The organism is Candidatus Bathyarchaeota archaeon, assembly GCA_026014685.1.
In the GTDB taxonomy this organism is placed as follows: domain Archaea; phylum Thermoproteota; class Bathyarchaeia; order Bathyarchaeales; family Bathycorpusculaceae; genus Bathycorpusculum.
Window position 1 is genome coordinate 47,531 of the sequence record JAOZHW010000005.1, and the last position, 22,016, is coordinate 69,546.

Sequence of the window (22,016 nt, forward strand, 5' to 3'; positions counted from 1 at the left end):
TTTAAAATAACCTTCCGCAAATAGAACTAATGGTGACGTGTTTTGGTGGAATTAGCTTGGGACAAACCCGTTTTAACCGTCTATCATGAGAACAATGAACATCCAGAAAGAGAGGCATTCGCAATCATTAAGGCAAAGAAACTCGTCCTCAACCAGTTGGAGCAGGGAGGATTCAGCGGGAACGTTGAGGACTTCTTTTGTCTGATGGGAGACGCGGATGAACTCAAGTCAAACCAGAAATACATTGTCTGCTGGTTTGACGACAAAGTGGATGACTTCTATGAGGGCTTTCGGCGGTTGTCTGGAGTTACATTTCCAAGTGGCGTAAATTACTCGCTGGACAAGCGGAACAAGCGAACCTACAACGCTGAATTCCAAGCAAAATATGCCAAACTCAAATAGTTAACTCAGCGATTTCTCAACGTGTAATAAAAATAGAATTAATGCATTTATCCAGTATAATACAACGTTTATCTTGGGTTTTAGGGATTTTTTGAACTTACTCTTAAATATAACTATCTAAATTTAACTTGTAAGGTCAAAATTATGGCGGAGCAAAAGTTAAAGGTAACTTTGCTTACGGGACGCACAATCGAGCAGGGCGTTGGCAAAGAAAGGGGAAAAAGCTCAGAAGACTATTTTGATGCGTGTTCAATGTGTTATATGGACGCAGGTGACATGCAGAAACTTGGCATAAAAAACGGAACAAACATAAAGGTCACCACCAAGAGCGGGTCAGTGGTTCTTAGAGCCGTCAAATATCGACGGGCATCGACTCCTGGCTTAATCTACATTCCTTATGGTCCTTGGGCTAACGCAGTCTGCAGTGACGAAACCACCAGCATCGGCATGCCCACTTTTAAAGGAACCCCAGCTGAAGTAGAACCAGCACCAGACGAACCTGTGCTGAAACTTGAAGAGTTACTCAAAGCAGAATTCGGGAGATAAACATGTCAGTAATTAAATCAGTTACTTGTCCAATATGCGGCTGTTTATGCGACGACATAGAATTAACCGTTGAAAACAACGAGGTTACAAAAGTCAAAAACGGCTGCGCAGTTTGTGAATCAAAATTCATAGGTTACAGAAGCGAACACAGAATCAAAACCCCGTTGATCCGAAAAGACGGAAAACTTGTGCCTGTCTCCATGAAAGAGGCGATCCATAAAGCAGCTGAAATCTTAGCCAACGCAAACTACCCTGTACTTTACGGCTGGAGTTCAACCAGCTGCGAAGCCCAACGTCTCGGTGTCGAATTAGCTGAAGAAGTCGGCGGAGTTATGGATAACACAGCCGTTGTCTGCCATGGTCCATCCATCTTAGGCGAGCAAGAAGCAGGCATCCCAACAGGCACATTGGGACAAATTAGGCACCGGGCTGACCTCATCATTTACTGGGGATGTGATCCTTGGAGTGCACACCCAAGGCACCTTGAAAGATACACATCTTTTGCTGAGGGTCGCTTCGAAAAAAGCGAATGGCAATCATACCTTAAAAAACTAAAAGCCCAAGCAGGCCAAAAGAAAGTCGAAAGCACAACAAGGCGCCTATCTGCAGGTGTTCAAATTCCAAGGCCCCAAGCTTGCAGTTTAGGTGGTATGCCCCCGTCCTTGTCGAAGCGTGGACGCAAACTCATCGTGATTGATGTACGCAAAACGATGTCTGCCGAGATGGCGGATTTCTTCATCCAAGTTGAACCCAACAAAGATTACGAACTAGTGCAAGCGTTACGGGCTCTGGTTCAAGACCAAGAGCTTGATGTAGACAAAGTTGCAGGTATCCCGATAGAGACCCTGCGAGAATTAGCCGACGCGCTAGTGAACTGCGAGTTAGGAGTAATCTTCTTCGGCATGGGATTAACCCAATCTACAGGCAAATTCAGAAACATCGAAGTCGCAATATCGCTGGTCAGAGACTTAAACATGAGAACCAAATTCTTGATTCTGCCCATGCGAGGACACTTCAACGTAACCGGCGCCAACACAGTAACAGCCTGGCAAAGCGGCTATCCTTATGGCGTTGATTTCTCGATGGGTTACCCCAGATACAACCCAGGAGAAACAACCTGCATGGAAATTCTACTCCGTGAAGAAAACGACGCGACACTCGTCATCGCTGCAGACCCAGCCGCAAACTTCCCCAAAAAAGCAGTACAAAACATGGTCAAACATCCCTTGATAGTCATAGACCCCCACATGAACGCAACCGCAATATTGGGCGATGTCGTTATTCCTTCAGCCTTTGTAGGTATAGAAGTTGAAGGCTCCGCTTACAGAATGGACCACGTACCCCTACCGCTTAAGAAGGTTGTTGAGCCACCTGAAGGAATAATCTCAGACCTTGAAATCCTAACAAAGATACTAGAAGAAGTAAAAGCCATAAAGGCACAAAAAACCGAAACAAACCAACCCCCTGCTGAAGCTAAACCTAAAGCAAAAACCGAGACCAAGAAAAAACCCAAATCGGTTAAAAAAACAAAAAAGAAGAAGGAGGCAGCATAAATGACCGAGTTATTAATCAAAAACGGGTTCGTTTTCGACCCAATAAACGGTGTTAATGGCGAAAAAATGGATATCGCCATAAAAGATGGAAAAATAGTTGAGAAAGTCCGCTCTACAGCCAAAACAATCGACGCTACAGGCTTGACAGTTATGGCTGGCGGTGTTGACATTCACTCCCACATCGCTGGAGGAGAAGTTAACACTGGACGCATCTTTAGACCAGAAGACCACATAAAAGACGCTGTTAGAAAAACCTCGCTAACCCGAGCAGGCACAGGCTACTCGCTGCCCTCCACGTTTGTTACCGGTTACCGTTACTCAAAGTTGGGCTACACAACCGTTATGAACCCCTCAATCGCACCCATCGGCGCAAAACACGCACACGAGGAATTAAACGATATACCCCTAATCGACAAGGCCTCATTCCCACTTTTAGGTGACTGGTGGTTTGTTCTGGAAAACTTGGCAAAAGGCGACGTAGAAGAATGCGCAAGACACATCGCGTGGATGATGCAAACCACCAAAGGCTACGCAATAAAAATAGTGAACCCTGGCGGTTTGGAATCTTGGGGTTTTGGCCGCAACGTCCACAGCATCGATGACCAGGTGCCTAACTTCTGCATTACCCCCAGAGAAATCGTCCGAGGATTAGCTAAAGTTAACACTATGCTTAACCTACCTCACACAATCCACTTACACACAAACAACCTGGGCGTACCAGGCAACTATAAAACAACCCTAGAAACAATGCGCGCACTAGAAGACTTAGCAACAAACAACAAACCCATAGCACACATCACCCACATACAATTTGCCAGCTTTGCAGGCGACGACTGGGGCAAGTTCCGCTCTGCAGCAGATGAAATATCCAAATACATCAACAGCCACAACCACATCACACTCGATATGGGTCAAGTGACCTTCACTGACACAACAACCATGACCGCAGATGGACCCTTCGAACACACCCTCTACACGCTAAGCAAGCACAAATGGATCAACAGCGACTTTGAAACCGAAACCAGCGGCGGAATCATTCCCTTCCAGTACAAGAAAAACAACGCAGTAAACGCCATACAATGGTCAATAGGCTTAGAAATCGCTCTGCTAATTAAGGATCCATGGAAAATTTACATGACCACAGACCACCCCAACGGTGGACCCTTCACAGCCTATCCACGTGTATTAGCTTGGTTGATGAGCAAAAAGGCGCGAGAAGCAACACTGAAAAAGTGCCACAAGAAAGCCCAGAAAAAGAGTTTACTGCCCTCAATCGACCGCGAATTAACCCTCTACGAACTGGCAATATTGACCCGCGCAGGAACCGCCAAAACCTTGGGTCTTAAAAACAAAGGCCACCTAGGTGTTGGCGCAGATGCAGACGTAGCTATATTCAACATAAACCCTGAAACAACCGACATAGCTAAACAATACAAGATTGTACGGAAAGCCTTCAACTCCTCTGTGTACACAATTAAAGATGGAAAAATCGTTGCCAAAGACGGTGAAATCGTCGACAACACCACCCCCGGCAAAACAATGTGGGTAGATGTCCGAACAAAAGAACCATGCAAAATAGACGAAGAAATGAAAAAGAAGTTCCGCCAATACTGGACGGTAGACTACGAAAACTACCCAGTACCAGATCACTACCTAAAAGTGCCCCAAGCCATTCCAATTCAAGGAAGCGTCTAAAATGATCGCCCTGTCACCTCTCAAAAAATTCACATACCCAATACAAGCTGAAGCAATAAACCCAGATGTTTTCCAAGGTAAAACCATATCTGAAATCGGTGAGCTAACTGTTTACGAAGGAAACAAACTCCGAAAACTAAGTGAACTTTTCAGCATCAAAGAAATGCCCGGCGAACCAACCACAATCCAAATCGACGGAGACGTAAGCCAAGTACGCAGAATAGGCTTAGGAATGAAAAACGGTGAAATAATCATAAACGGCAATGCAGGCATGCACTTAGGCGAAAAAATGGCAGGTGGAAAAATAACCGTAAACGGCGATGTAGGCGGCTGGGCAGGCAGCGACATGAAAAAAGGCACAATCGAAATCCACGGCAACGCAGGCGACTACTTAGCTTCACCATACCGAGGCAGCGCCATAGGTATGAAAGGCGGAAACATAACCGTCGACGGCAACGTCGGCAGCGACTCAGCCTGCTATATGCGTGGCGGCGTGATAAAGATTAAGGGTAACGCAGGGCCATTCTTAGGTTATCATATGAGTGACGGAGCCATCTATGTCCAACAGAACGCTGCACCACGACTAGGTGCAAGCATGACTGGCGGCAAAATCATAGTTTCAGGCACAGTCGAGGACATGATGCCTACCTTTAGCATAGACAGCATAAAACCTAAAGTCAAAGTTGACGACACAACAAACGTAACTGGACCATTCTACGTGTTTTTAGGAGACCTCGCCGAGCATGGTACAGGCAAAATCTTTGCTTCCAAGGCCGCTAACCCTGCTTTGAAAGCATACGAAAAATTCCTCTAACCACTATTTTCTATTTTTTAAATTTTAATATTTAACGGCTTTTGCTTCCACAAGAGTAGCTAACATGCATATTTCACGGGTACTGTGATACAAAGGACACGCCAAGCTTGCGGCTTTTTTTGTTTCCTGATCTGAATCAGCCAAAATACCTGACAAAGCAACCACGGATTTATCCATAAAACTTTGTGCCTCTTGAACAGTTTTTGCCGCAACAATCTTCGGCAGCTTTTCCGCAGATTCAAAGCCTTCTAAAAGCACAAAATCCAACCCTAAAAGATGCGGAAGAATTTCTTTTACGCCAAGCCGTTTAGGCAAAAAAATCACTGTTTCCTCTCGGGGAACCGCAACTACTGCTTGAGCACCCGCTTTTCGGTATCGGTCGGTTTCCTTCTGAGGCGTATCCAACGTGGAAACACGAACCATTTCTTTTATTGTACCAACGTGGTAGCCGCGGCGGGTTAACTCTTCTATTAAATGTTCGATTATGGTGGTTTTTCCTGAATGTTTGTCGCCGACTACAGCGATGAGTCTTGGCAAAGCCTACACCTGATCGTATAAGCGGTTTTGTTCTATATATAAGGGAGGGGGTCTGTAGTGAGAGGCGGCCGGGGTTTTTATGTTGCATGTTTATTCTTGAACTTTTGTTTGGCTTTAAATAATGAAATTATAGAAAATCCCGTACATCCAGCTACTCAATCCGCCCAGCCACGCCAAACTACTGGCAGAAACAAACACTACAGCTAGAAAAAACTTGACTAAAACAAATATGAAGATTAGAGGCGACCCAAAACATCCACAACAGAATTTGGGGTCCAATGAAAAAAGAGGAGAGCTCGCCGAAAGCTATTTAGCCCTAATGTTGTTGGGTCATTTCCATCTTGGGCATCAGCACCTTGTCGATTGCGTGGCATACTCCGTTGTCCACGATTATGTCGGGGTTTATGATGTTGGCGTCGTTTACTTTTATTGAACTGTGCAGATGCCATTTTGCTGCGTCGATTTTGAGGTCTTCGCCTTGAACAGTGGTTAATGTCTTTTGTTTGGCTACTTGTGCCGAAGTGTACTTTCCTGAAACAACATGGTAAGTCAGTATGGCTTTTAGTTTGGGGATGTCTCCTAAGAGGGCTTCAACTGTTCCTTTCGGCAGCTTCGCGAACGCTTCATCGTTTGGAGCAAAAACGGTGAATGGACCGGGACTTTTGAGAGTGTCAACTAACCCTGCTGCTTTAACTGCAGTTACCAAAGTGTTGAATATGCCTGCGGACATTGCAGCATCAACTATATCAGCCAAAAATTTCACCTCCACAGAATTTAATCTAAAAATCTACACATTATCATAGCGACAGAAGAGCTATAAACATTACCTACACCGAGAAGTTACATCACTTTGCCCGAAAAAGAACTTGCAGAAGAGAGTTTTTCTCTGTTACGTCTAAAAAACAGCCTAAAAGAAGCCGTTAAATCGTATGTTTCAACCTCGCTGAAGGGCACCCACCGCAACTCCACCGCGTCGCTTGCCGCCGAAATGTCGCCGCCCTTAACGTGAACCAAATAGTCCACGATGACATAATGATACTTGACTTTACCTTCTGCATCTAAATCCACTTGGCTAACCACGTCGATTAATTGTGGTTTTTCCACTTCTAGGCAGGTTTCTTCTTTTGCTTCGCGGATGACAGCAGCTTCGTTTGATTCACCAAGCTCGACTAATCCACCGGGGATGGTCCATTTGCCTCTGGCAGGTTCGTTGCCGCGTTTTATCAGCACGATTTTTTGATCCTCTACGATGACGACACCGATGCCGACAATGGGTTGGTCAGGGTAGAGACGCTTCAACAGAACCACCTGCGGAAGTTATGTGGCTTCCATCTTAAAGCTTCTACGGGTCAAACATGCAAGAAGTCATGGATTAAACAGCAAAAAAAGAAAAAACAAAAAGGGAAGAGCAGCTTGCGCTTATTCATACCGTAGTGCTTCAACGGGTTTAAGTTTCGAAGCACGCCAAGCGGGGTAAAGCGCAAAGATTACGCTGACGCCAACGCCGAAGCCAAACGCGCCTACCACCACATCAGGCGTTAAGAGAGGAACGATGGCAAACGCCGCGCTTCCGCCACCTATAAAGCCGCCATTTCCAAGCACCGTAGCCGTCACGTTGGCTAAAGCCCAACCGAGTCCAATGCCGATTACTGCCCCCATGACGCCGATGATTATGGATTCGCCGAGGAATATTGTGAGTACGGTTCTGCTTTTCATGCCTAAAGCTTTTAGGATGCCGATTTCGCGGGTGCGCTCGATTAGTGAGACGATCATTATGTTCATTATGCCGATGCCTGCGACAAGTAGCGAAATCGCTGCGATGCCGCCGAGGAACAACTGGATGGTGCTAAAGATGCTGGTGAGCAAACTCAGCACGGCTGTGGAGGATATGACTGAGACTTGGTTGCTGAAGTAATCTGTTATTGCTTTGGATACGTTGGTTATGGTTGCGTTGTCACTACTTTTTAGTTTAACAACTATCATGTCAGCGTTGCTTGTGTTAAAGAAAGTCATGGCTTTCTCGATTGGAATGTAGACGCCTGTGTCTGAGGGACCGCCCAATCCGAAGCCACCGATTTTTCCCAGCACACCTTGAACGTCGGCTATGTATGTTTCGTTGACGGGTGGCAGAATAGTGGCGTTGGTCCAGGTGATGTTTATGCGGTCGCCAGGGTTGAAGAATATGGTCCCGTTCTGCCCAGGCTGGTTTACGCGTGTGCCAACTATGGTGTCGTTTTCGGCTGGGTTGCTTGGTATGCTGCCGTCTTGTGTTACAAAGGTGTTGCTGTAGATCGCGCCGTAAGTGGTATAATCTACTCCGTAGATGGTGACTGACCGGTTTAGGTTATCAGTTTGAACGTAGCCACCGCGACTAATCACCGCAGCTGAACTCTCAATATCATCCGACAAAGCGTTAATCTCATCAGTATAGTTAACGTAGAGTTGGAAACCGGAGTTGTCGCTGCCGCCTCCGAAGCCTCCGCCAAATCCTCCGCCCCCTCCACCGAAGCCGCTGCTGGTTCCAGGAGTGACTATTAGGGTGTCAGCGGATAATCCTTGGCTGAGTTGAGTTGTTATGGTTGCCTGCAAACCTTGAGTGATAGAGAGCAAAGCAACGATGGCGGCTATTCCGATAACGATTCCCAATGTTGTTAGGGCGGCGCGTAGTTTTCTTAGGCGGATTGCGCTAAACGAAAAGCCGAAAATGTCAAGTACTCTCATTGTCCATTCACCACGTCTGAGCATATTTCTCCATCAAACATCTGCACCGTCCGTCTTGCTTCCCGCGCCAGATTCTGATCATGTGTAACCATGATTATGCTTACGTTGTCTTCTCGGTTTAGTTTCTTAATCAGCGAAATGACTTCTTTGGCAGTTTTTGAGTCCACGTTTCCTGTAGGTTCATCCAGCAAGAGGAAACGGGGTTTGTTAGCTAAAGCACGTGCAATAGCTACTCTCTGCTGTTGACCACCGCTGAGTTCTGCGGGTTTATGGTTGATCCTGTCCTTTAACCCGACAGTTTCAAGCAATTCGACGGCTCGTTCTCTCCGCTGATTTTTGCTCTTGCCTGCTATAGACATAGCTAATTCAACGTTGTCACGGGCAGTTAGCCTTGGAATTAGGTTGAAGAATTGGAAAACAAAGCCGATTTTTAGGCGCAGATTGGCAAGTTGGTTGTCGCTTAGTTTGCCGATGTCCACGCCGTCTATGAGTAAAGTTCCTGCAGTTGGTTTATCCAATGCGCCTACAAGATTTAGCATTGTAGATTTTCCGCTGCCTGAAGGACCGAGAATGGATACGAAGTCGCCTGCTTCGATTTTGAGGTTAACTCCTCGAAGTGCTTCAACCGGAACTTTGCCCAGCATGTAAGTTTTTCGAAGGTTAACTGCTTCAACTATGGTTGGCATTGAATCTCACATCATAACGTTATGTTTCGTTATTGTTGAATGAAGGGGCTGATATAAACGATGTCCAAATTTGATTTACACCTAAGCTGCAATCACAAGAGCACTATGAAATATAAAAAAAATGGGTGGTTAGATTGGCTTAGGTTTATTTCTTTTCATTCTGACAACGTTGAAAAGAACAATAACCGAAAGCAGAGATATTTTCCCATGAAGAGGTATAGGAGCCCACACGGCTAAAGCAGCTAGCACTATCCCCATTATTGAATGCGTTAAAAGGTTTCTCCAATCGGTTAGATAACACTTCAAGGCTTTAGCAATTTTCTTCAAGGTTTCCGATATATTTTTCATAATTCTCACTTTCTTGCTTTTCTTCATTTTTAGATAAAAAGGGGAATTTCGGTGAATGAAACTCGGATTATCACTTGTTCAGGTACCTCCAAGAGAGAACCACACAGATGGCGGTGACGATGACTGCGAAGCCGCCAACGAAGGCGAAGTCCAGTGGCAACTGACCGAAGCCGTCACTGAATATCATTAGCCTCCTCACTGCGTCGATGGTGTAGCTGATGGGGTTTACGCTTGCGATTACTTGGAGCCACTGGGGCATTTTGTCGATGGGGAAGTAGGCGCTGCTTGCAAACATCAAAGGCAAGGTTATCAACTGGAAGGTTGCTTGAGGCATTTCCATTCGGGTGGCGCGCAGGGTCAGGGTGGTAAACATCGAGGATAGGCCGACGCTTATGAGGAAAACTATTGCGAAGATGCCCAGTATGCTCCATGCTGAAAAGTTGGTTCCCAACTGCAAGCCTAAGAGGAAGGCGATTATGGCTACGATGGCGGCTTGGAACATAGCGCGTATGCTTGCTGCAAACACTTTGGATAGGATAATCACTGAACGCGAAACAGGCGTGCTTAAGACTTTATTCATAAAGCCCAAGCGTTTATCCCACACAACCGACATGCCCACAAACGCCGTCGTGAATACGGTTGTGAAGGCAACCATGCCCATTGCCATAAACGAGAAGTAATCGGTTGTGCCAAATGTCTGCATCATGATAGCGTCTTGGCTTAATCCGGGTATACCTGATGGTATCATTGCGCTGAGGTTCATGGCTTTACCAAGCAGGGCAAGCCAGAGAATTGGCTGGACTATCCCCATGACAAAAACAAAGGGTTGTTGGTACCATTTTTTTAGTTCTCTGTTTGTTAGTGCCCAAAGGCCGTGTAGTTTACTTCTTGAAACTTCGGTTTCTATGTCTTTACTCATGCATGCGCCCTCCTCATAACCATCCGCTGTGACCTAACCGCCCCAGGTGATTCTTCAGCGTCACGCATCGAACGCCCAGTGTACTGCATGTAAACCTCGTTTAGGGTTGGTTTTGTCAATGAAAGTCGAGTGACGATGTGCCCTTTTCCACGAAGAGCTTCGATGATTAGGGGCGCAGTCACTTCGCCGTTGGAAGATTTGATTATGTAGTCGCCGTTTTCTTTTTTTACTTCTTTGACGTGTTCGACTTTGTGAATTATTTCTGTGATATCTTCGTCTTTTTGGACAGACAAGGTTATGATATCTCCGCCTAAACTATCTTTCAGCGCTGCGGGAGAGCCTATGACGACGATTTTGCCGTGGTCAATGATGGCGATTCGGTCGCATAAGGCATCTGCCTCTTCAAGGTAGTGGGTTGTCAAGAACAGGGTCATACCGAATTCTTTCTTTAGGGTCTTAACGTAGTTCCATGTTGCAGCGCGTGTCTGGACGTCTAAGCCAAGTGTGGGTTCATCAAGAAAGAGAACTTTTGGTCGGTTGATTAAGCCGCATGCTAATTCAAGCCTGCGCCGCATTCCGCCCGAAAACGTGTCTACCCGCTTATCTTTAAACGCAGTCAACTCAACGAGGTTCAGCAGTTCAAGGGCTCTCTTTTTAGAAACATGCCGAGGTATGCCGTAGAGGTCTGCGCAGAGTAGAATGTTTTCCATGGCAGTTAGGTCTTCGTCTGCGGTGTATTCTTGGGGAACTACGCCTATTGCCGCACGCACGTCCATGCTTTGTTTGGCTATGTCGCCGCCTAAGATGTACGCTGTGCCCTCAGTTGGGCGAGTAACTGTAATGAGCATTTTGATAGTGGTGGTTTTGCCTGCGCCGTTGGGACCTAAGAACCCAAAGATTTCGCCCCGCTTTACGGTGAAATCGATATGGTCGACTGCGGTTAGGCTGTGGTTGAAGACTTTTGTTAATCCTTTTACGACTATGACGTCGTCATTTTGACTCATGCTTTGGCACCTTGTAGTTTGGTGTTGAGTTCTTCTAGTTTTTCGGAGGCTTCATTGAGAATTTTGAGGGCATCGTTTAGGTCGCTTTCGTAGTAGTTTTCTCGCAGTGTTTTACCGACATTTATGGCGGCGTGAAACAGGCGTCTCATGGTCATACGAATTTCAGTGACTTTTTCTTTGGGTATGTTACTTTGTGCGCAGTCAAAGAATGGAAAAGTCATAAATCCGGCTTCTTCTCGGAATTTCTCTCGGAATTGTGTTTCTTCTTTTAATAGTTCTTTACCGCCCATTGTTAATTCGTAGCGTTTGAGGCCGTTCTCTTGTGGGAGTTCTTTGATGTATTGGTTGTCTTGTAGCCACGCCAGCATGGGATAGATGGAGCCGGGGCTGGGTTTCCAGTGTCCGCCTGTGTTTTTGCTGATTTCTTCCATGAGTTCTGAGCCTGACATGGGTTTCTCGTTTAGTGTGGATAGGACGTGGTGGCGTAGGAAGCCTTTGGGTACCATGGCGTTGTGGCGGAGCCAGTTGTGTCGATGGTGGAAAATCGGGTGGTTGGGGCAGTCTTTTTGTTTGTGGTTCATTTTAATATCACTTTTGATATCGTTATTGATATCATATTTAATTATCACTGACGATATCACAATCGATATTTAAACATGGCCCAAATTACACAAAAACCAAACCATTAAACCTCAGAAAAAATAACATCGACAATTATTGCGCTTCTGATTCCTCAAGATCCGCCTGCTTAAACGTGTATTTCTTCCAAAAAAACAACGAACCAGCCGTCATGACCACAACAAACACATAGAACGCAGGTGTTCCAATCCCAAAAAATGCAGTACCAAACAAAGACGCAATAATAACATCATCCAGAGGGCTGGCTACAAAAAGGGCCGCTGCGAAGGCTAACCCCGCTACGTATTTGTTTTTCTTCTTCATCAAATTTCACCAATAAACAAGCAAAAACACAGAGAAAACATTGTGCATGTAGCTTTAGGTATGCACAAAATAGGGGACATCATCTGTTTCAGGTTCTGTTTCCGCAGAGTGATGCATAACGCTTAGTTCATTTATCTTAGAGAACCCCGAAAGGTGAATTATACAGCTACAACGATTACAGCAGATCACTAGTTCCTCTAAACCGAAACTATTTACGCAGATGTCGACTATGGAATAAACGAGTTCTGAATGGTCGTCTGGAGATATCTTTGCGCCACATTGCGGACACAAGAAGGCACCATCCCTATTTGTGGTATCAATGTCACGTTTGTATGCGTGTATTTGTTTGTTCATCTTTCTTCTCAATCTTGTCACGCTCCAAGTTTACCCTGCTGAAAAGCTTATTAATGGATTTTTCAGATTTCTGCACAAATATACCCCAAATTAAACCTAAATCCACCCAGCCAACTCAGGTGAATTAGGAGGTCAAGGCTTATTTTAGGGGTTGAAAACCAATCGGCCAAGCAGGCGGTTTGTTTAGTTCCTGTTTCTTCAGGTGGATGGCTGCCACTGTGGCGGCGACGTTCCTTTCTTCGACGACAAGAATAATTTGCGAGGTGTGGGGTGCAAAGATGCCGCGTTTGATGTTGATACCTGAGATGGCGCCTATTGCCAATGAAGCTACACCTGGAGAATCCTTCATTTTGTCGCCTATCAATGTGACTACGCCTAAGCCATATTCGATTTTTAGGTTTTCATCAAATCCTTTGAGACGTTCCTCGTTTTTCTTAAGGAACTCGCTGTCCAAAAACAGGAAGTCGCGGATGTGTTCGCCTGTTTCCATGGTTTCCGCACCGAGGTCCATGAAGTCGTTTCGGCGTTCCCAAATCCGCAGTGAATCTTCGAAGCTGCGGCTTTTTTCGTCACTCATCGAGAGGATGGCGCAGCCTGATTTGCCTGTTAAGCACTTGACGATTTCGCCGCTGCTATTCTGAGCTTCAATAACCGAAAACATCTCTGGCTCGTCAATTGGCACCACCATCAGAGGCTGATTAAACCGCCTTGCCCACGCAATTGCGGGACTCATAACGATTTTCATACCCATCAATGAAGCCTTATGAGCCTCATTGTATGTTAATGCTTTAACGTGGTCAGTTTTTTGTCCCCGCACGACTTTGGGGTCAGCGCTCTGCACAGGTACATCTTTGTAGAGCAAAGTCTTGGTCTGGTAGCTGTCTTTTAGGATGCAGGATGCGAACACTGCAGTGAGGTCTGAACCGCCTCTGCCCAAGATGGTTTCAAGCCCATCAGGCGTTATCCCAAAGAACCCCGCTAAACAGACTACTTTGCCCTCTTTTAGCGGCTTTACGAAGGCGTCGAGGCGTTTTTTGCTTAATTCGTAGTTTGGGGCGGCATCTTCAAAGTTGTCGTCGGTGACGACGGGGAAATTCTCCATTGAAACCGCGCAGGACTCTAATCCGTGGCTTCTTAGGATGTAATCCATGAGCATGGACATACATAGTTCGCCGCCTAAAGTGAGCGTTCGAGCTTTGATGTTTCCACTAAAACGCTTATTCACTGCGTCCAGTGTGGTCTGAGTTAGCGCTTTGTAGTTGGCTATTTCTTCTTGCGCTTGTTTGAGTAATTCGCCTTTCACGTAGAGTTTGGCGAGGCGGTCATAAATTTCGAAAACGGGATCAAGTGAAAGCCCGCATTCTTGCGCGTGGGATTCCCCGATTTTAATGAGTGCGTCTGTGCAGCCCATGGGCGCGGAGAAAACGGCGATGGGGCCTGTGCCGTCGCGTTTCTGGATTTCTCGGATTTGCCCGATGATTTTGGGGATTCCTTTGCCTTCTACGTCTAGGAGGCTACCGCCGAATTTTGCAACTGAAAGAGTCTTGAAAGCGCATTCCACCCTACTGTGAGATAGCATCAAATTCTATTGTGGTTTAATAAATTTTCTAGCCGATTATAGGCTTTCTAAGTCTATTTCGTCAGAGCTTTCGGTGCCCTGTCGACGTTTTAAGACCAAAGTTAACGCCACCACAGACCCAATTACTGCAGCGGTTGCGAATCCCGCGTTGTAGAGGTCGCCTCGAGAGATGATGTTGGGGTTGATTGTACTTGTCGGTTCAAGCGTGGGCTGTGTGATCGGTGTGGGTCTGATGGTGGGTTTTGGGGTAGCTGTGGGTCTGGGGGTTGGTTTGGGTGTGGGGTTGGGTTGGGTGGTTGATGTGGTGGATGAACTGCTGGATTGTTGTGTTGGAGGTTCAGTGGGTTGAGGGGTCGGTTCAGCGGTGGGTTCAGGTGTAGGTGTTGGTGATGGGGTTGGCGTCGGTGAAGGCGTGGGTGTTGGCGTGGGTTTCGGTGTCGGAGTGGGAGTTGGCGATGGAGTGGGGGTTGGGCTTTGTGGAGGAGTTGGTGTAGGGGTTGTTGTGGATGTGGGTGAAGGTGTTGGAGTTGGTGTCGAGGTAGGGGTTGCAGTCGGAGTGGGACTTGGGGTGACTGTGGGGGTTGGGGTTGCTGTTGCGTTTGGTCTGAGCGTCGGGGTAGGTGTTGGGGTGGGGCTTGGTGTTGAAGTGGGTGTTGAAGTGGGTGTTGTAGTCGGCGTTGGGGTTGGACTCGGGGTTGGAGTAGGTATTGGAGTCGGAGTGGGCGTGGCTGTGGGTTGGGGTGAAGGAGTTGGTGTTGGTATGGGAGTTGGGGTAGGAGTTGGTGTAGGCGACGGCGATGGAGAAGCCGTCGGAGTTGGGGTGGGAGTCGGGGATGGGCTGGGGATTGGCGTAGGCGTTATTTGGGCTTGGGCAAATTGAGATAAGATAGCTGCGCCTAAAACAAGACACAATACGAGAAATACAACTTTAAACGTAGTTTTCGTGGTCATTTTAAGCCCTTCAAAACGGTGAAGAAAATCAGGATACCTGTTTGATAAAGAAAACCGCTTGGGATAATTTACCGCTTTAAAGAATATATGCAGTTGTGGCTTCATAACCGAGCAACTAATGCAGAAAAGCAAAGAGAAATAAGAGCCCCTGCCTTCGGTTCTAGTGGAGGTTTTTTGAATGTATGACGGTTACGTGTTTTTATGCAACAAAACAACCCAGCAACAATGCCTAAGCCATAAACGCTACGTCTGCACCGACAAAGCCACTCAACCGCCTCAACCGATAAAGGAGGGCTCCGTGATTTTTCTCTTCAACACCGACGACAAAAGTTTGCTTGGTCCCTTCACAGCGCTGACCGAGGGCGGCGGAAAGTTGGATGCTGGTGCATGGACAATGGATATAGATACGCATATCCCATCCGAGGATGTTAAGGTGACTTGGGAAGACCTGCACATAATCCGCAACGCAGAGGAGGATTTGCCCTTTTTGGCGAAGCCCAAAACTTGCAAGTTATCTGTTACGCAAACCCAACGCATCTTGGATTTGCTAAGGCAAGGCGAACGCTACTTTTACGCTAAAGAAATCCCGCATTAAGGCTTGCTGAATTTCTTTGCATCCAACGCGACGATTTTGTGGCAGTTGATGCACCGCGTAAAAGTGAATTCCAACCCGTTTAAGATGTCAAACCGAGTCTGCTTATACAAATGCGTCTTCTCGTGACGACAATAAAGTTGCCTAGTATATAGAATACTGTCTTCCGTCAAGTTCTCCCTTCCCCCAATAGCGTAGATGCGGCGATAAGCTAAAAAGTTTTCTAAAAAAACGCCTAAAAACACAAAAAAGAACCAAAACTGCTGAATCAAAAAACGGGTAGCAGCTACTCTGTTTTGATATCCACTTCTACCTTAACAGGTATCTGCTCTTTGTAAACAAACAACACTGGACAAGCAGCTTCTGTTCGTCGCCAAGCAGCCTCCACAAGCCCCTTGCGGGTCTTCGATTTTATGTTTACTTTCATGATTACGCCGCTTAGAACTGGCGAGTTAGGCGGTCTGTCGGCTTCCACTTTGATTTCGATTTGACCGGGGTCGATTTTGCTATTTTTGCAGATATCCGCGTAGATGATGACTCCACAGCCGGCAAGCGACATCAACGATAACTCTAGCGGGGTCGGCCCCGCGTTGGTTCCGCCTGCGGCTTCAGAAAGGTCACAGATTACGCTGTGGCCACGGCCGTTCTCTGTAACTAATCGAGTGTTTTCTAAAAGTTTGGCGCTGCCTCTTAGTTTACCCATAACTTTCCCTGTTCAAGTATCAGGTTTTGTTCATTTAAGACTTCTGCTACACTCATTTTTCCATATTAACCCTGTTTCTAAGGTGAAATGTTAAATACCAAAATCGCCGTGTATTGCTCTATACCCTGTGGAGACTGTGCCCTTGAGAAACAAAGGTCCCTTGTTTATCGTCCCGTGGCGGTGCACCTTTGCCTGCGAAAGCAGTTGTGCTCACTGTGTTTCTGCGGGTAAAGCAGCTTTTCCAGACGAATTAGACACCAAAGCCGCCATGCAAATCGTCGATCAAGTCCACGAGTTCGGTGCAAGCTTTTTTGGAATCACAGGCGGCCAGCCGTTTCTACGAAAAGACCTCTTCGAAGTCCTTGACTACGCGACCAGCTTAGGTTTAAACACCAGCATCATCACCGACGGCCGCATGCTTGACGAGAAAGCCATAAAAAACATCATAAAAAACAAAACAAAAATCTCAGTAAGCATAGATGGAGCTGAAAAAACCAACGACGCCATCCGCGGAAAAGGTGCTTATGCTGCGGCGGTGGCTGCAATTGAGCGGTTTGCAAGAGCTGACCTTCTAAACGTGCTGGTTTACACGTTTGCCAACAAAGGCAACGTGACCAATGCGACTGAGGAAGACATGGTTCATGTCATCGAATTAGCCAAAAAGTACGGCGCCCGATGGGTGGTTTTCCACGGCTTTATTCCCTACAGTAACGATAAGGATAGCCTCAAAGCGGACCTCACGCCCAAGCAGTATGAGTGGGTCTGCAACAAACTCTTCGATTTAACCGCCAAATACGACGGCAGGCCAGGCATAAACGTTTACATACCCTTCTACGCGCGCGTCGCGAAACAGCGTGGTATGCCTGATTATGATGAATGGTGGAGTCACTTCTTTTTGGGCCGATGCTTCTTTGGCAAATTCATGAGCATCGCTGAAAACGGCGACGTTATCCCCTGCAGCTACAACGACATCTACCGCATCGGCAACATAAAAAACAAAAAGCTAGACGAAATCTGGGCGGATATGCAGAACAGCGACTTCTTTGAAAAAATCCGAGACAAAAGCAACCTTAAAGGCAAATGTGGCGTTTGCGAATACAACGACGTCTGCGGAGGCTGCCGCTCAGCAGCGTTGTTCTATACGGGGGATATTTTGGGCTCAGATCCACGATGCGCCTACGTTCCTAAAGCTTTGCGCGAAAAATAATAACTTTAGGCGTTGGTTCAGCGGGAGTGACGTGCACCCAAAAGGAACATTCGGAAGAGAGAGGGGGGTAAAGGGAACCTGGATGCACGCCACACATACTACCGATCTCTCAAATGTTGCCTGTAGAGAAAACCTACCGTACGCCTCGAGCGACTCAAGTTAGCCACCGTCAATGTACTTGGTTTTTTGATTTTCTGCGAGTTTTTGCTGGTGATGAAGACTGAGCCGCCGCCATTTAGGTGCGCTTTTACTTGGCTGAAATCGACTTGCTCTGCTTCCTGTACTTCCACGTCTTGAGTTTGGTTGTTGGCGAGTAGTAATACCTGAAAAACCGATTGTCTCCTCTTTTTGTCTGCAGTCACAGTCAAAAGTGGTTCTCCCCTCAGTGTTTGAGAGCCAACTAGTATTTCTTGGGTTATTGTTTAAAGCTATGTGACTGCGTAGCCACAACCACAATAGATTATCCAAGAACAAATGGCAAAATTTTTGGGTCGCTTAGTGTTTCCACGATTAAGTCAGGCTCCGCTGCTGCGAGTTCATCTTTACCGTACACTCCAGTCGTGGTTGCGACACACGCCATACCCGCCGCCTTTGCTGCCTTAACTCCGAAAATCGAATCCTCAAAAACCACACATCGCTGGGGTGCAGCGTTTAGGGCTTGGGCGGTTTTTAGGAAAATTTCTGGGTCAGGCTTCGAACGCGTAACTTGTTCGACGGTTAAAACCTCTTGAAAGCACCCTTGGAGATCAGTTGTTTGGAGCAGATGACTGATAACATTGCGGTTATTCATCGAGGCTAACCCAACTTTAACTTTGCCCTGTAATGCCTCAAGCAATTCGCGGACGCCCGTAAACAGTTTCACTTCTCCAGCCAATTCGATTTGAATCTCGCTTTTCTTTTGCACAAGCCGCTTCACCACGTCCTCGTCAATTGGTCGATTGTTTTCTCGCAAAAGCTCACGGAAGGTGTCTGAGGCGCCGATGCCTATTCGCCGCTCAATGTATTCTGTGGTGACTGCTATGCCTGTCTCCGCTAAAGCTCTATGAAAAGAAACCACGATGGCGTGGCGGCTATCTGCCAATGTGCCATCCCAGTCAAAGATTGCAGCTTCAAACATCGCTTTTCGCTATGTGATGTTGAGTTTTTCTCGGATGATTTGGCTTTTTTTGGTAGCTTCTTCTATGGCGCGGATCATGGCGGGTCGGATTTGGCTTTGTTCGATTTGGTAGATCGCTTCGATGGTGGTTCCGCCGGGTGTGGTGGTCATGTCTCTGATTTTGGATGGGTCTTCTTTGAGTTCAACGACGAGTTTGCCTGTGCCCATGACCGTTTGGGCTGCGGCGTTTAGGGCAACGTTGCGTGGCAACCCGACCTTGAGTCCCGCGTATGCTAAGGCTTCGATGATTATACTCAAATATCCAGGTCCGCTACCGCTAACAGCTGTGATCGCGTCAAGGTACTTCTCCTCCATTTCGTCACAGATGCCCATCATGTTGAGTAGCGTCTTAACCTTCACTTTATCCTCAGCGGTCACGTTGTATTCGCAGCAGTAAGCAGTGTAAGATGCCTGCACCATAGCGCCTAAATTGGGCATAATCCGCACAATCCGCGAATCAGGCGCATTGCGCTGCAGAAACTTGAGGGGCACCGTAGCGGCGACTGAAATCAAAATTTTGTTCCTGATTTCCTTGCTTACGCCTCTTAGGACTCGCTCTACGTCACCTGGTTTCACAGCCACAATTATGATGTTAGCCTCAGCGGCAGCTTTGTTGCTGTCAGCAGTTACCGCTACACCTAACTTTTCTAGTTCAGATAGTTTCTCGGGGGCGATATCCACTGCAGTAATCTTACCTTCATAGTTGCCTTTAAGGAGGCTTTTGATTATGGCGCTACCCATCATGCCCGCGCCTAAAACTGCGATCTTGTCATTCATGTTAGTTCACTGCTATACTGCTAGATGCACCTGTTTTTGCTTTTTAACTTTTGTTACCGAAAAAGCATAATGGTTAGTTGGCTGACACGGTTTCTCTTAGTATTTTCTGCATTGCGAGGGCTGAGGCGTCGGTTTTTATGCCTCTGGTATTAAAATGCGTCGGCATCGCCTGAAAACCAGCTTTTTGAAGCGCCCACAAGAACACTTGATTTGAGGGGGCGGGGAGGTTGAGTTTTTTGCTGAGTTTGTCAATTACGTAGTATGTGGCGGGGGCTTTTGCTTCGTTTTTGATTTGAGTGAGGAGTTTGCTGATTTTGGCGTTGTTTCTAAATGCAATAGATTGGTTTTCTGCTAAAATCTGCTCAACGAAACCTTGATCTGCAATGGAACCAGTCCAAAGAGGTCCCGCGTAATCCATTTTCGCGCCGCATTCATTGCAAGTGGGGCAACCGAAGGGTTGATAAGTGATTTCTCTATGCATGCAACTGAAGCAGTGCATGATGTAACCGACACTTTTGAGGCTGTCATCGGCTTTTTTTGCACCGTAGCCGATTTGAGCATAAACCCGAATGTAGTGGTCGGTGCTGTGACTGAACATGAACTGGATGCCGATGTCATGTTGCGCAGCGATTTTTGCCATGCAACCAGCCAAAAGCCGCACCGCCAACTCGTGACAGTACTCAGCGCGCAGGGGTTTACCGCCGTATTTTCGCAGGCAAGCTTTTGCATGCACCCCACACAGTGGAGCCAAATCCGTCGCAGTAGCAGCAATCAAGCCCTTGTTTTTTAGTGCGCGGAACGCTGAATCCAAGTAGGGGACTGGTGTGCCGAAGGGGTCGATGTCGATTATGTCGAAGCGCTTCTTGGGGGAAGCGTTGCTGCTTAGTAGGCGGTTTGCGTCGCCATATTTGAGGATGATTTTGTTTTGGACGTTGTTGAGTTCGATGTTGTGTTTGGCTAGTTCGTAGGCGTGATGGTTGATGTCGCTGGCCATAACTTGGAATACTTTGTCTACTTCTATGGCGTATCGGATACCGCGGATGCCCTGACTGGTCAGAGGCTCACAGATGCTGACTTCATGGTTAACCATGTGCTGGTAAGCACGGAAAACCAAAACCGAGAGGTCACGGTTAAACTCCATCACGGGGTTGTAGAAAACGGGTGCTTTGGAGGGCGCATAATCGCTGGGCACTACCCCGTATGCTTTGAGGTTGGGCACTAAGACTTGGACTTTGCCTTCATGTATGATTTCGCTGGGGAAATCAGCGACGTAACCCGTTTTTTCGTTCATGCTTGCGCCTCAAAGGTACCTATGAATTTGAACGATTTTCCTTAAAAACATTCGATTCTAAGCAGACTTACCAGCATTTGCTCTAACTGGAGGTTCAACTAAACTTTGCCCCTCTAAATAAAAAGAGCGTGTCAACAGAGAGAATCGCGGGATAAGCCCTACATAAAACCGAAAACTACAAGCGACACCCCAAAGCCCGTCTGCCAAGCCCACATCCCCCAAAATCCAAGTTTCAGGAGCGGTTCTTGAGCAAAATCAAGACGTGCGTGATAGGCGCTAGGTGAAATATCTTCGATGTCTGTGGCGTTTTTTAGGTTTAGGTTTCCTTAACCGTTCGCCACACTGTAGGCAGTATGCTTTTCCTTTCGACACGGGCAGAGCGCTTCCTTCGGGCCAAAAATGGTTATGGCTGCATTCGAGGTCAAAATCGAAGGTCTGTGTTTCGTAGTCTTGGGGGTTGGCGAGTATGTCTTCTTTTAGGGATACTTTGGTTTTGATGATTTCGTGTGGTGGGTAGACGGGGGCGGGGGTTATGGGTTTGGGTGGCAGGGCAGGTTTGGCTGGAACGGCAACGGGGACGGGTTTTGGGGTTGGTTTTGGTTGAACGAATGGAACGGGTCTAGGTGTAGCTACAGGTTTTTGTTGCACCGCTGTGAATGTAGCCACTGGTCGAGCGTTGGTGAATGAAAATGGGGCAGGGGGCTTCTGTGGCGCAGCCCTTTTAGGTTTGACTATGTGCTTTGCCGAGAGAACGGGTTTGGATGGCGCAGGCTGTTTTGTTGGAGCAACCACTCTTGAGGGAGCGGCGACCTTTGGTTGGGCGTTTGTTGCTGCTTTTTTGGGTGGAGTTTGGACGTTAGCTTGCGCATTGAGTATGGTGATTTTGACTATTTCACTCTGAGGCTTGACTTTCTGAGGCGATTGAGTTGGGGGTATGGTTTTCACTGTTACAATGGTGTTCTCTGGGATCATGGCTTTAGCGATCTTTTTTGATGGGGCGGCAGCTTTGAAGTTGAGACCTGACCCTGGAGCCTTCTTGACGTTAATTATGGGTGCTGTAGTTGAGGTTCCGCAGTCAGGGCAGCTTTCACTGTACTCGACGAGTCGGCGTCCGCATTTTCGGCAAAACGGCATATGCTCACTCAATTATTTTTTAGATTTAGATAGTTTGGCACCCTTTAAACTTTAACCAAACTTTAGCAGTCTACCTGAATGTTTAAAGGTTCTAGGGGCTGTTTT

Annotated in this window: 24 protein-coding genes; 7 read left to right on the forward strand and 17 right to left on the reverse strand. The window is 47.0% G+C overall.

Features of this window, described 5'->3' with window-relative positions:
- The first annotated feature begins 42 nt into the window (after positions 1–42).
- From NWE96_02615 to NWE96_02635, 5 genes are all read left to right on the forward strand, one after another.
- Entirely contained in the window at positions 43–402 is a 360-nt protein-coding gene (locus NWE96_02615; protein MCW3982868.1) for a hypothetical protein, read from the forward strand.
- Between the two features lie 144 nt (positions 403–546).
- On the forward strand, positions 547–948 hold the full coding sequence (locus NWE96_02620; GenBank protein MCW3982869.1) for a molybdopterin dinucleotide-binding protein: 402 nt from the start codon (positions 547–549) through the stop codon (positions 946–948).
- Between the two features lie 2 nt (positions 949–950).
- Entirely contained in the window at positions 951–2,501 is a 1,551-nt protein-coding gene (locus tag NWE96_02625) for a formylmethanofuran dehydrogenase subunit B (protein MCW3982870.1), read from the forward strand.
- A complete protein-coding gene (locus tag NWE96_02630; GenBank protein ID MCW3982871.1) occupies positions 2,502–4,196 on the forward strand; it encodes a formylmethanofuran dehydrogenase subunit A in 1,695 nt (564 codons plus the stop codon).
- Between the two features lies 1 nt (position 4,197).
- On the forward strand, positions 4,198–5,010 hold the full coding sequence (locus NWE96_02635) for a formylmethanofuran dehydrogenase subunit C (GenBank protein MCW3982872.1): 813 nt from the start codon (positions 4,198–4,200) through the stop codon (positions 5,008–5,010).
- 24 nt (positions 5,011–5,034) lie between these two features.
- On the opposite strand, the gene mobB is transcribed toward NWE96_02635, so the two are convergent.
- The 11 genes from mobB to NWE96_02690 all read right to left on the reverse strand — a co-directional run bounded on the left by mobB (position 5,035) and on the right by NWE96_02690 (position 15,051).
- Positions 5,035–5,547 carry a molybdopterin-guanine dinucleotide biosynthesis protein B gene (mobB, locus tag NWE96_02640; protein ID MCW3982873.1) on the reverse strand — a complete coding sequence of 171 codons (513 nt, stop codon included), beginning with the start codon at positions 5,545–5,547 and terminating at the stop codon, positions 5,035–5,037.
- 316 nt (positions 5,548–5,863) lie between these two features.
- Positions 5,864–6,301: a fasciclin domain-containing protein gene (locus NWE96_02645; protein MCW3982874.1), complete on the reverse strand. Its 438-nt coding sequence runs from the start codon at positions 6,299–6,301 to the stop codon at positions 5,864–5,866.
- An 86-nt stretch (positions 6,302–6,387) separates the two neighbouring features.
- Positions 6,388–6,846: an NUDIX hydrolase gene (locus tag NWE96_02650; protein MCW3982875.1), complete on the reverse strand. Its 459-nt coding sequence runs from the start codon at positions 6,844–6,846 to the stop codon at positions 6,388–6,390.
- 120 nt (positions 6,847–6,966) lie between these two features.
- Positions 6,967–8,268: an ABC transporter permease gene (locus NWE96_02655; GenBank protein MCW3982876.1), complete on the reverse strand. Its 1,302-nt coding sequence runs from the start codon at positions 8,266–8,268 to the stop codon at positions 6,967–6,969.
- On the reverse strand, positions 8,265–8,954 hold the full coding sequence (locus NWE96_02660; GenBank protein ID MCW3982877.1) for an ABC transporter ATP-binding protein: 690 nt from the start codon (positions 8,952–8,954) through the stop codon (positions 8,265–8,267). Before NWE96_02660 ends, NWE96_02655 begins: the two co-directional genes overlap by 4 nt.
- Before the next feature lie 418 nt (positions 8,955–9,372).
- Positions 9,373–10,221, reverse strand: coding sequence for an ABC transporter permease (locus NWE96_02665; protein MCW3982878.1), 849 nt, complete (start codon positions 10,219–10,221; stop codon positions 9,373–9,375).
- Positions 10,218–11,225, reverse strand: coding sequence for an ATP-binding cassette domain-containing protein (locus tag NWE96_02670; GenBank protein MCW3982879.1), 1,008 nt, complete (start codon positions 11,223–11,225; stop codon positions 10,218–10,220). Before NWE96_02670 ends, NWE96_02665 begins: the two co-directional genes overlap by 4 nt.
- On the reverse strand, positions 11,222–11,806 hold the full coding sequence (locus NWE96_02675; GenBank protein MCW3982880.1) for a PadR family transcriptional regulator: 585 nt from the start codon (positions 11,804–11,806) through the stop codon (positions 11,222–11,224). The genes NWE96_02670 and NWE96_02675 overlap by 4 nt, the downstream gene beginning before the upstream one ends.
- A gap of 133 nt (positions 11,807–11,939) precedes the next feature.
- Positions 11,940–12,167, reverse strand: coding sequence for a hypothetical protein (locus NWE96_02680; GenBank protein MCW3982881.1), 228 nt, complete (start codon positions 12,165–12,167; stop codon positions 11,940–11,942).
- A 493-nt stretch (positions 12,168–12,660) separates the two neighbouring features.
- Positions 12,661–14,100 carry a hypothetical protein gene (locus NWE96_02685; protein ID MCW3982882.1) on the reverse strand — a complete coding sequence of 480 codons (1,440 nt, stop codon included), beginning with the start codon at positions 14,098–14,100 and terminating at the stop codon, positions 12,661–12,663.
- A gap of 36 nt (positions 14,101–14,136) precedes the next feature.
- Positions 14,137–15,051, reverse strand: coding sequence for a hypothetical protein (locus NWE96_02690; protein MCW3982883.1), 915 nt, complete (start codon positions 15,049–15,051; stop codon positions 14,137–14,139).
- Between the two features lie 178 nt (positions 15,052–15,229).
- Between NWE96_02690 and NWE96_02695 the strand changes: the two genes are divergently transcribed.
- The gene (locus NWE96_02695) at positions 15,230–15,646 is read left to right on the forward strand and encodes a hypothetical protein (GenBank protein MCW3982884.1); all 417 of its coding nucleotides are present in this window, start codon (positions 15,230–15,232) and stop codon (positions 15,644–15,646) included.
- Positions 15,647–15,929: 283 nt separating this feature from the next.
- Here NWE96_02695 and NWE96_02700 read toward each other — a convergent pair whose 3' ends face one another.
- Complete coding sequence (locus NWE96_02700; GenBank protein ID MCW3982885.1) at positions 15,930–16,346, reverse strand: OsmC family protein; 417 nt, start codon at positions 16,344–16,346, stop codon at positions 15,930–15,932.
- Between the two features lie 142 nt (positions 16,347–16,488).
- Here NWE96_02700 and NWE96_02705 point away from each other — a divergent pair, with 142 nt between their 5' ends.
- On the forward strand, positions 16,489–17,553 hold the full coding sequence (locus NWE96_02705) for a radical SAM protein (protein ID MCW3982886.1): 1,065 nt from the start codon (positions 16,489–16,491) through the stop codon (positions 17,551–17,553).
- Positions 17,554–17,651: 98 nt separating this feature from the next.
- Here the strand turns inward: NWE96_02705 and NWE96_02710 are convergent, their stop codons facing one another.
- From NWE96_02710 to NWE96_02730, 5 genes are all read right to left on the reverse strand, one after another.
- On the reverse strand, positions 17,652–17,921 hold the full coding sequence (locus NWE96_02710; protein ID MCW3982887.1) for a hypothetical protein: 270 nt from the start codon (positions 17,919–17,921) through the stop codon (positions 17,652–17,654).
- Between the two features lie 92 nt (positions 17,922–18,013).
- Positions 18,014–18,670, reverse strand: a complete 657-nt coding sequence (locus tag NWE96_02715; GenBank protein MCW3982888.1) for an HAD family phosphatase — start codon at positions 18,668–18,670, stop codon at positions 18,014–18,016.
- Positions 18,671–18,679: 9 nt separating this feature from the next.
- Complete coding sequence (gene proC / locus NWE96_02720; GenBank protein MCW3982889.1) at positions 18,680–19,486, reverse strand: pyrroline-5-carboxylate reductase; 807 nt, start codon at positions 19,484–19,486, stop codon at positions 18,680–18,682.
- Between the two features lie 73 nt (positions 19,487–19,559).
- Entirely contained in the window at positions 19,560–20,777 is a 1,218-nt protein-coding gene (locus NWE96_02725; protein ID MCW3982890.1) for a tRNA (guanine(10)-N(2))-dimethyltransferase, read from the reverse strand.
- A 276-nt stretch (positions 20,778–21,053) separates the two neighbouring features.
- Entirely contained in the window at positions 21,054–21,911 is an 858-nt protein-coding gene (locus NWE96_02730) for a hypothetical protein (protein MCW3982891.1), read from the reverse strand.
- Positions 21,912–22,016: the final 105 nt, after the last annotated feature.

Coding starts and splice junctions, on each gene's coding strand:
- NWE96_02620 (MCW3982869.1), top strand. CDS start 547: ATGGCGGAGCAAAAGTTAAAGGTAACTTTGCTTACGGGACGCACAATC.
- NWE96_02660 (MCW3982877.1), bottom strand. CDS start 8,954: ATGCCAACCATAGTTGAAGCAGTTAACCTTCGAAAAACTTACATGCTG.
- NWE96_02665 (MCW3982878.1), bottom strand. CDS start 10,221: ATGAGTAAAGACATAGAAACCGAAGTTTCAAGAAGTAAACTACACGGC.
- proC (MCW3982889.1), bottom strand. CDS start 19,486: ATGAATGACAAGATCGCAGTTTTAGGCGCGGGCATGATGGGTAGCGCC.
- NWE96_02715 (MCW3982888.1), bottom strand. CDS start 18,670: ATGTTTGAAGCTGCAATCTTTGACTGGGATGGCACATTGGCAGATAGC.
- NWE96_02625 (MCW3982870.1), top strand. CDS start 951: ATGTCAGTAATTAAATCAGTTACTTGTCCAATATGCGGCTGTTTATGC.
- NWE96_02675 (MCW3982880.1), bottom strand. CDS start 11,806: ATGAACCACAAACAAAAAGACTGCCCCAACCACCCGATTTTCCACCAT.
- NWE96_02725 (MCW3982890.1), bottom strand. CDS start 20,777: ATGAACGAAAAAACGGGTTACGTCGCTGATTTCCCCAGCGAAATCATA.
- NWE96_02635 (MCW3982872.1), top strand. CDS start 4,198: ATGATCGCCCTGTCACCTCTCAAAAAATTCACATACCCAATACAAGCT.
- NWE96_02655 (MCW3982876.1), bottom strand. CDS start 8,268: ATGAGAGTACTTGACATTTTCGGCTTTTCGTTTAGCGCAATCCGCCTA.
- NWE96_02670 (MCW3982879.1), bottom strand. CDS start 11,225: ATGAGTCAAAATGACGACGTCATAGTCGTAAAAGGATTAACAAAAGTC.
- NWE96_02690 (MCW3982883.1), bottom strand. CDS start 15,051: ATGACCACGAAAACTACGTTTAAAGTTGTATTTCTCGTATTGTGTCTT.
- NWE96_02680 (MCW3982881.1), bottom strand. CDS start 12,167: ATGAAGAAGAAAAACAAATACGTAGCGGGGTTAGCCTTCGCAGCGGCC.
- NWE96_02700 (MCW3982885.1), bottom strand. CDS start 16,346: ATGGGTAAACTAAGAGGCAGCGCCAAACTTTTAGAAAACACTCGATTA.
- NWE96_02730 (MCW3982891.1), bottom strand. CDS start 21,911: ATGCCGTTTTGCCGAAAATGCGGACGCCGACTCGTCGAGTACAGTGAA.
- NWE96_02685 (MCW3982882.1), bottom strand. CDS start 14,100: ATGCTATCTCACAGTAGGGTGGAATGCGCTTTCAAGACTCTTTCAGTT.
- NWE96_02695 (MCW3982884.1), top strand. CDS start 15,230: ATGTATGACGGTTACGTGTTTTTATGCAACAAAACAACCCAGCAACAA.
- NWE96_02630 (MCW3982871.1), top strand. CDS start 2,502: ATGACCGAGTTATTAATCAAAAACGGGTTCGTTTTCGACCCAATAAAC.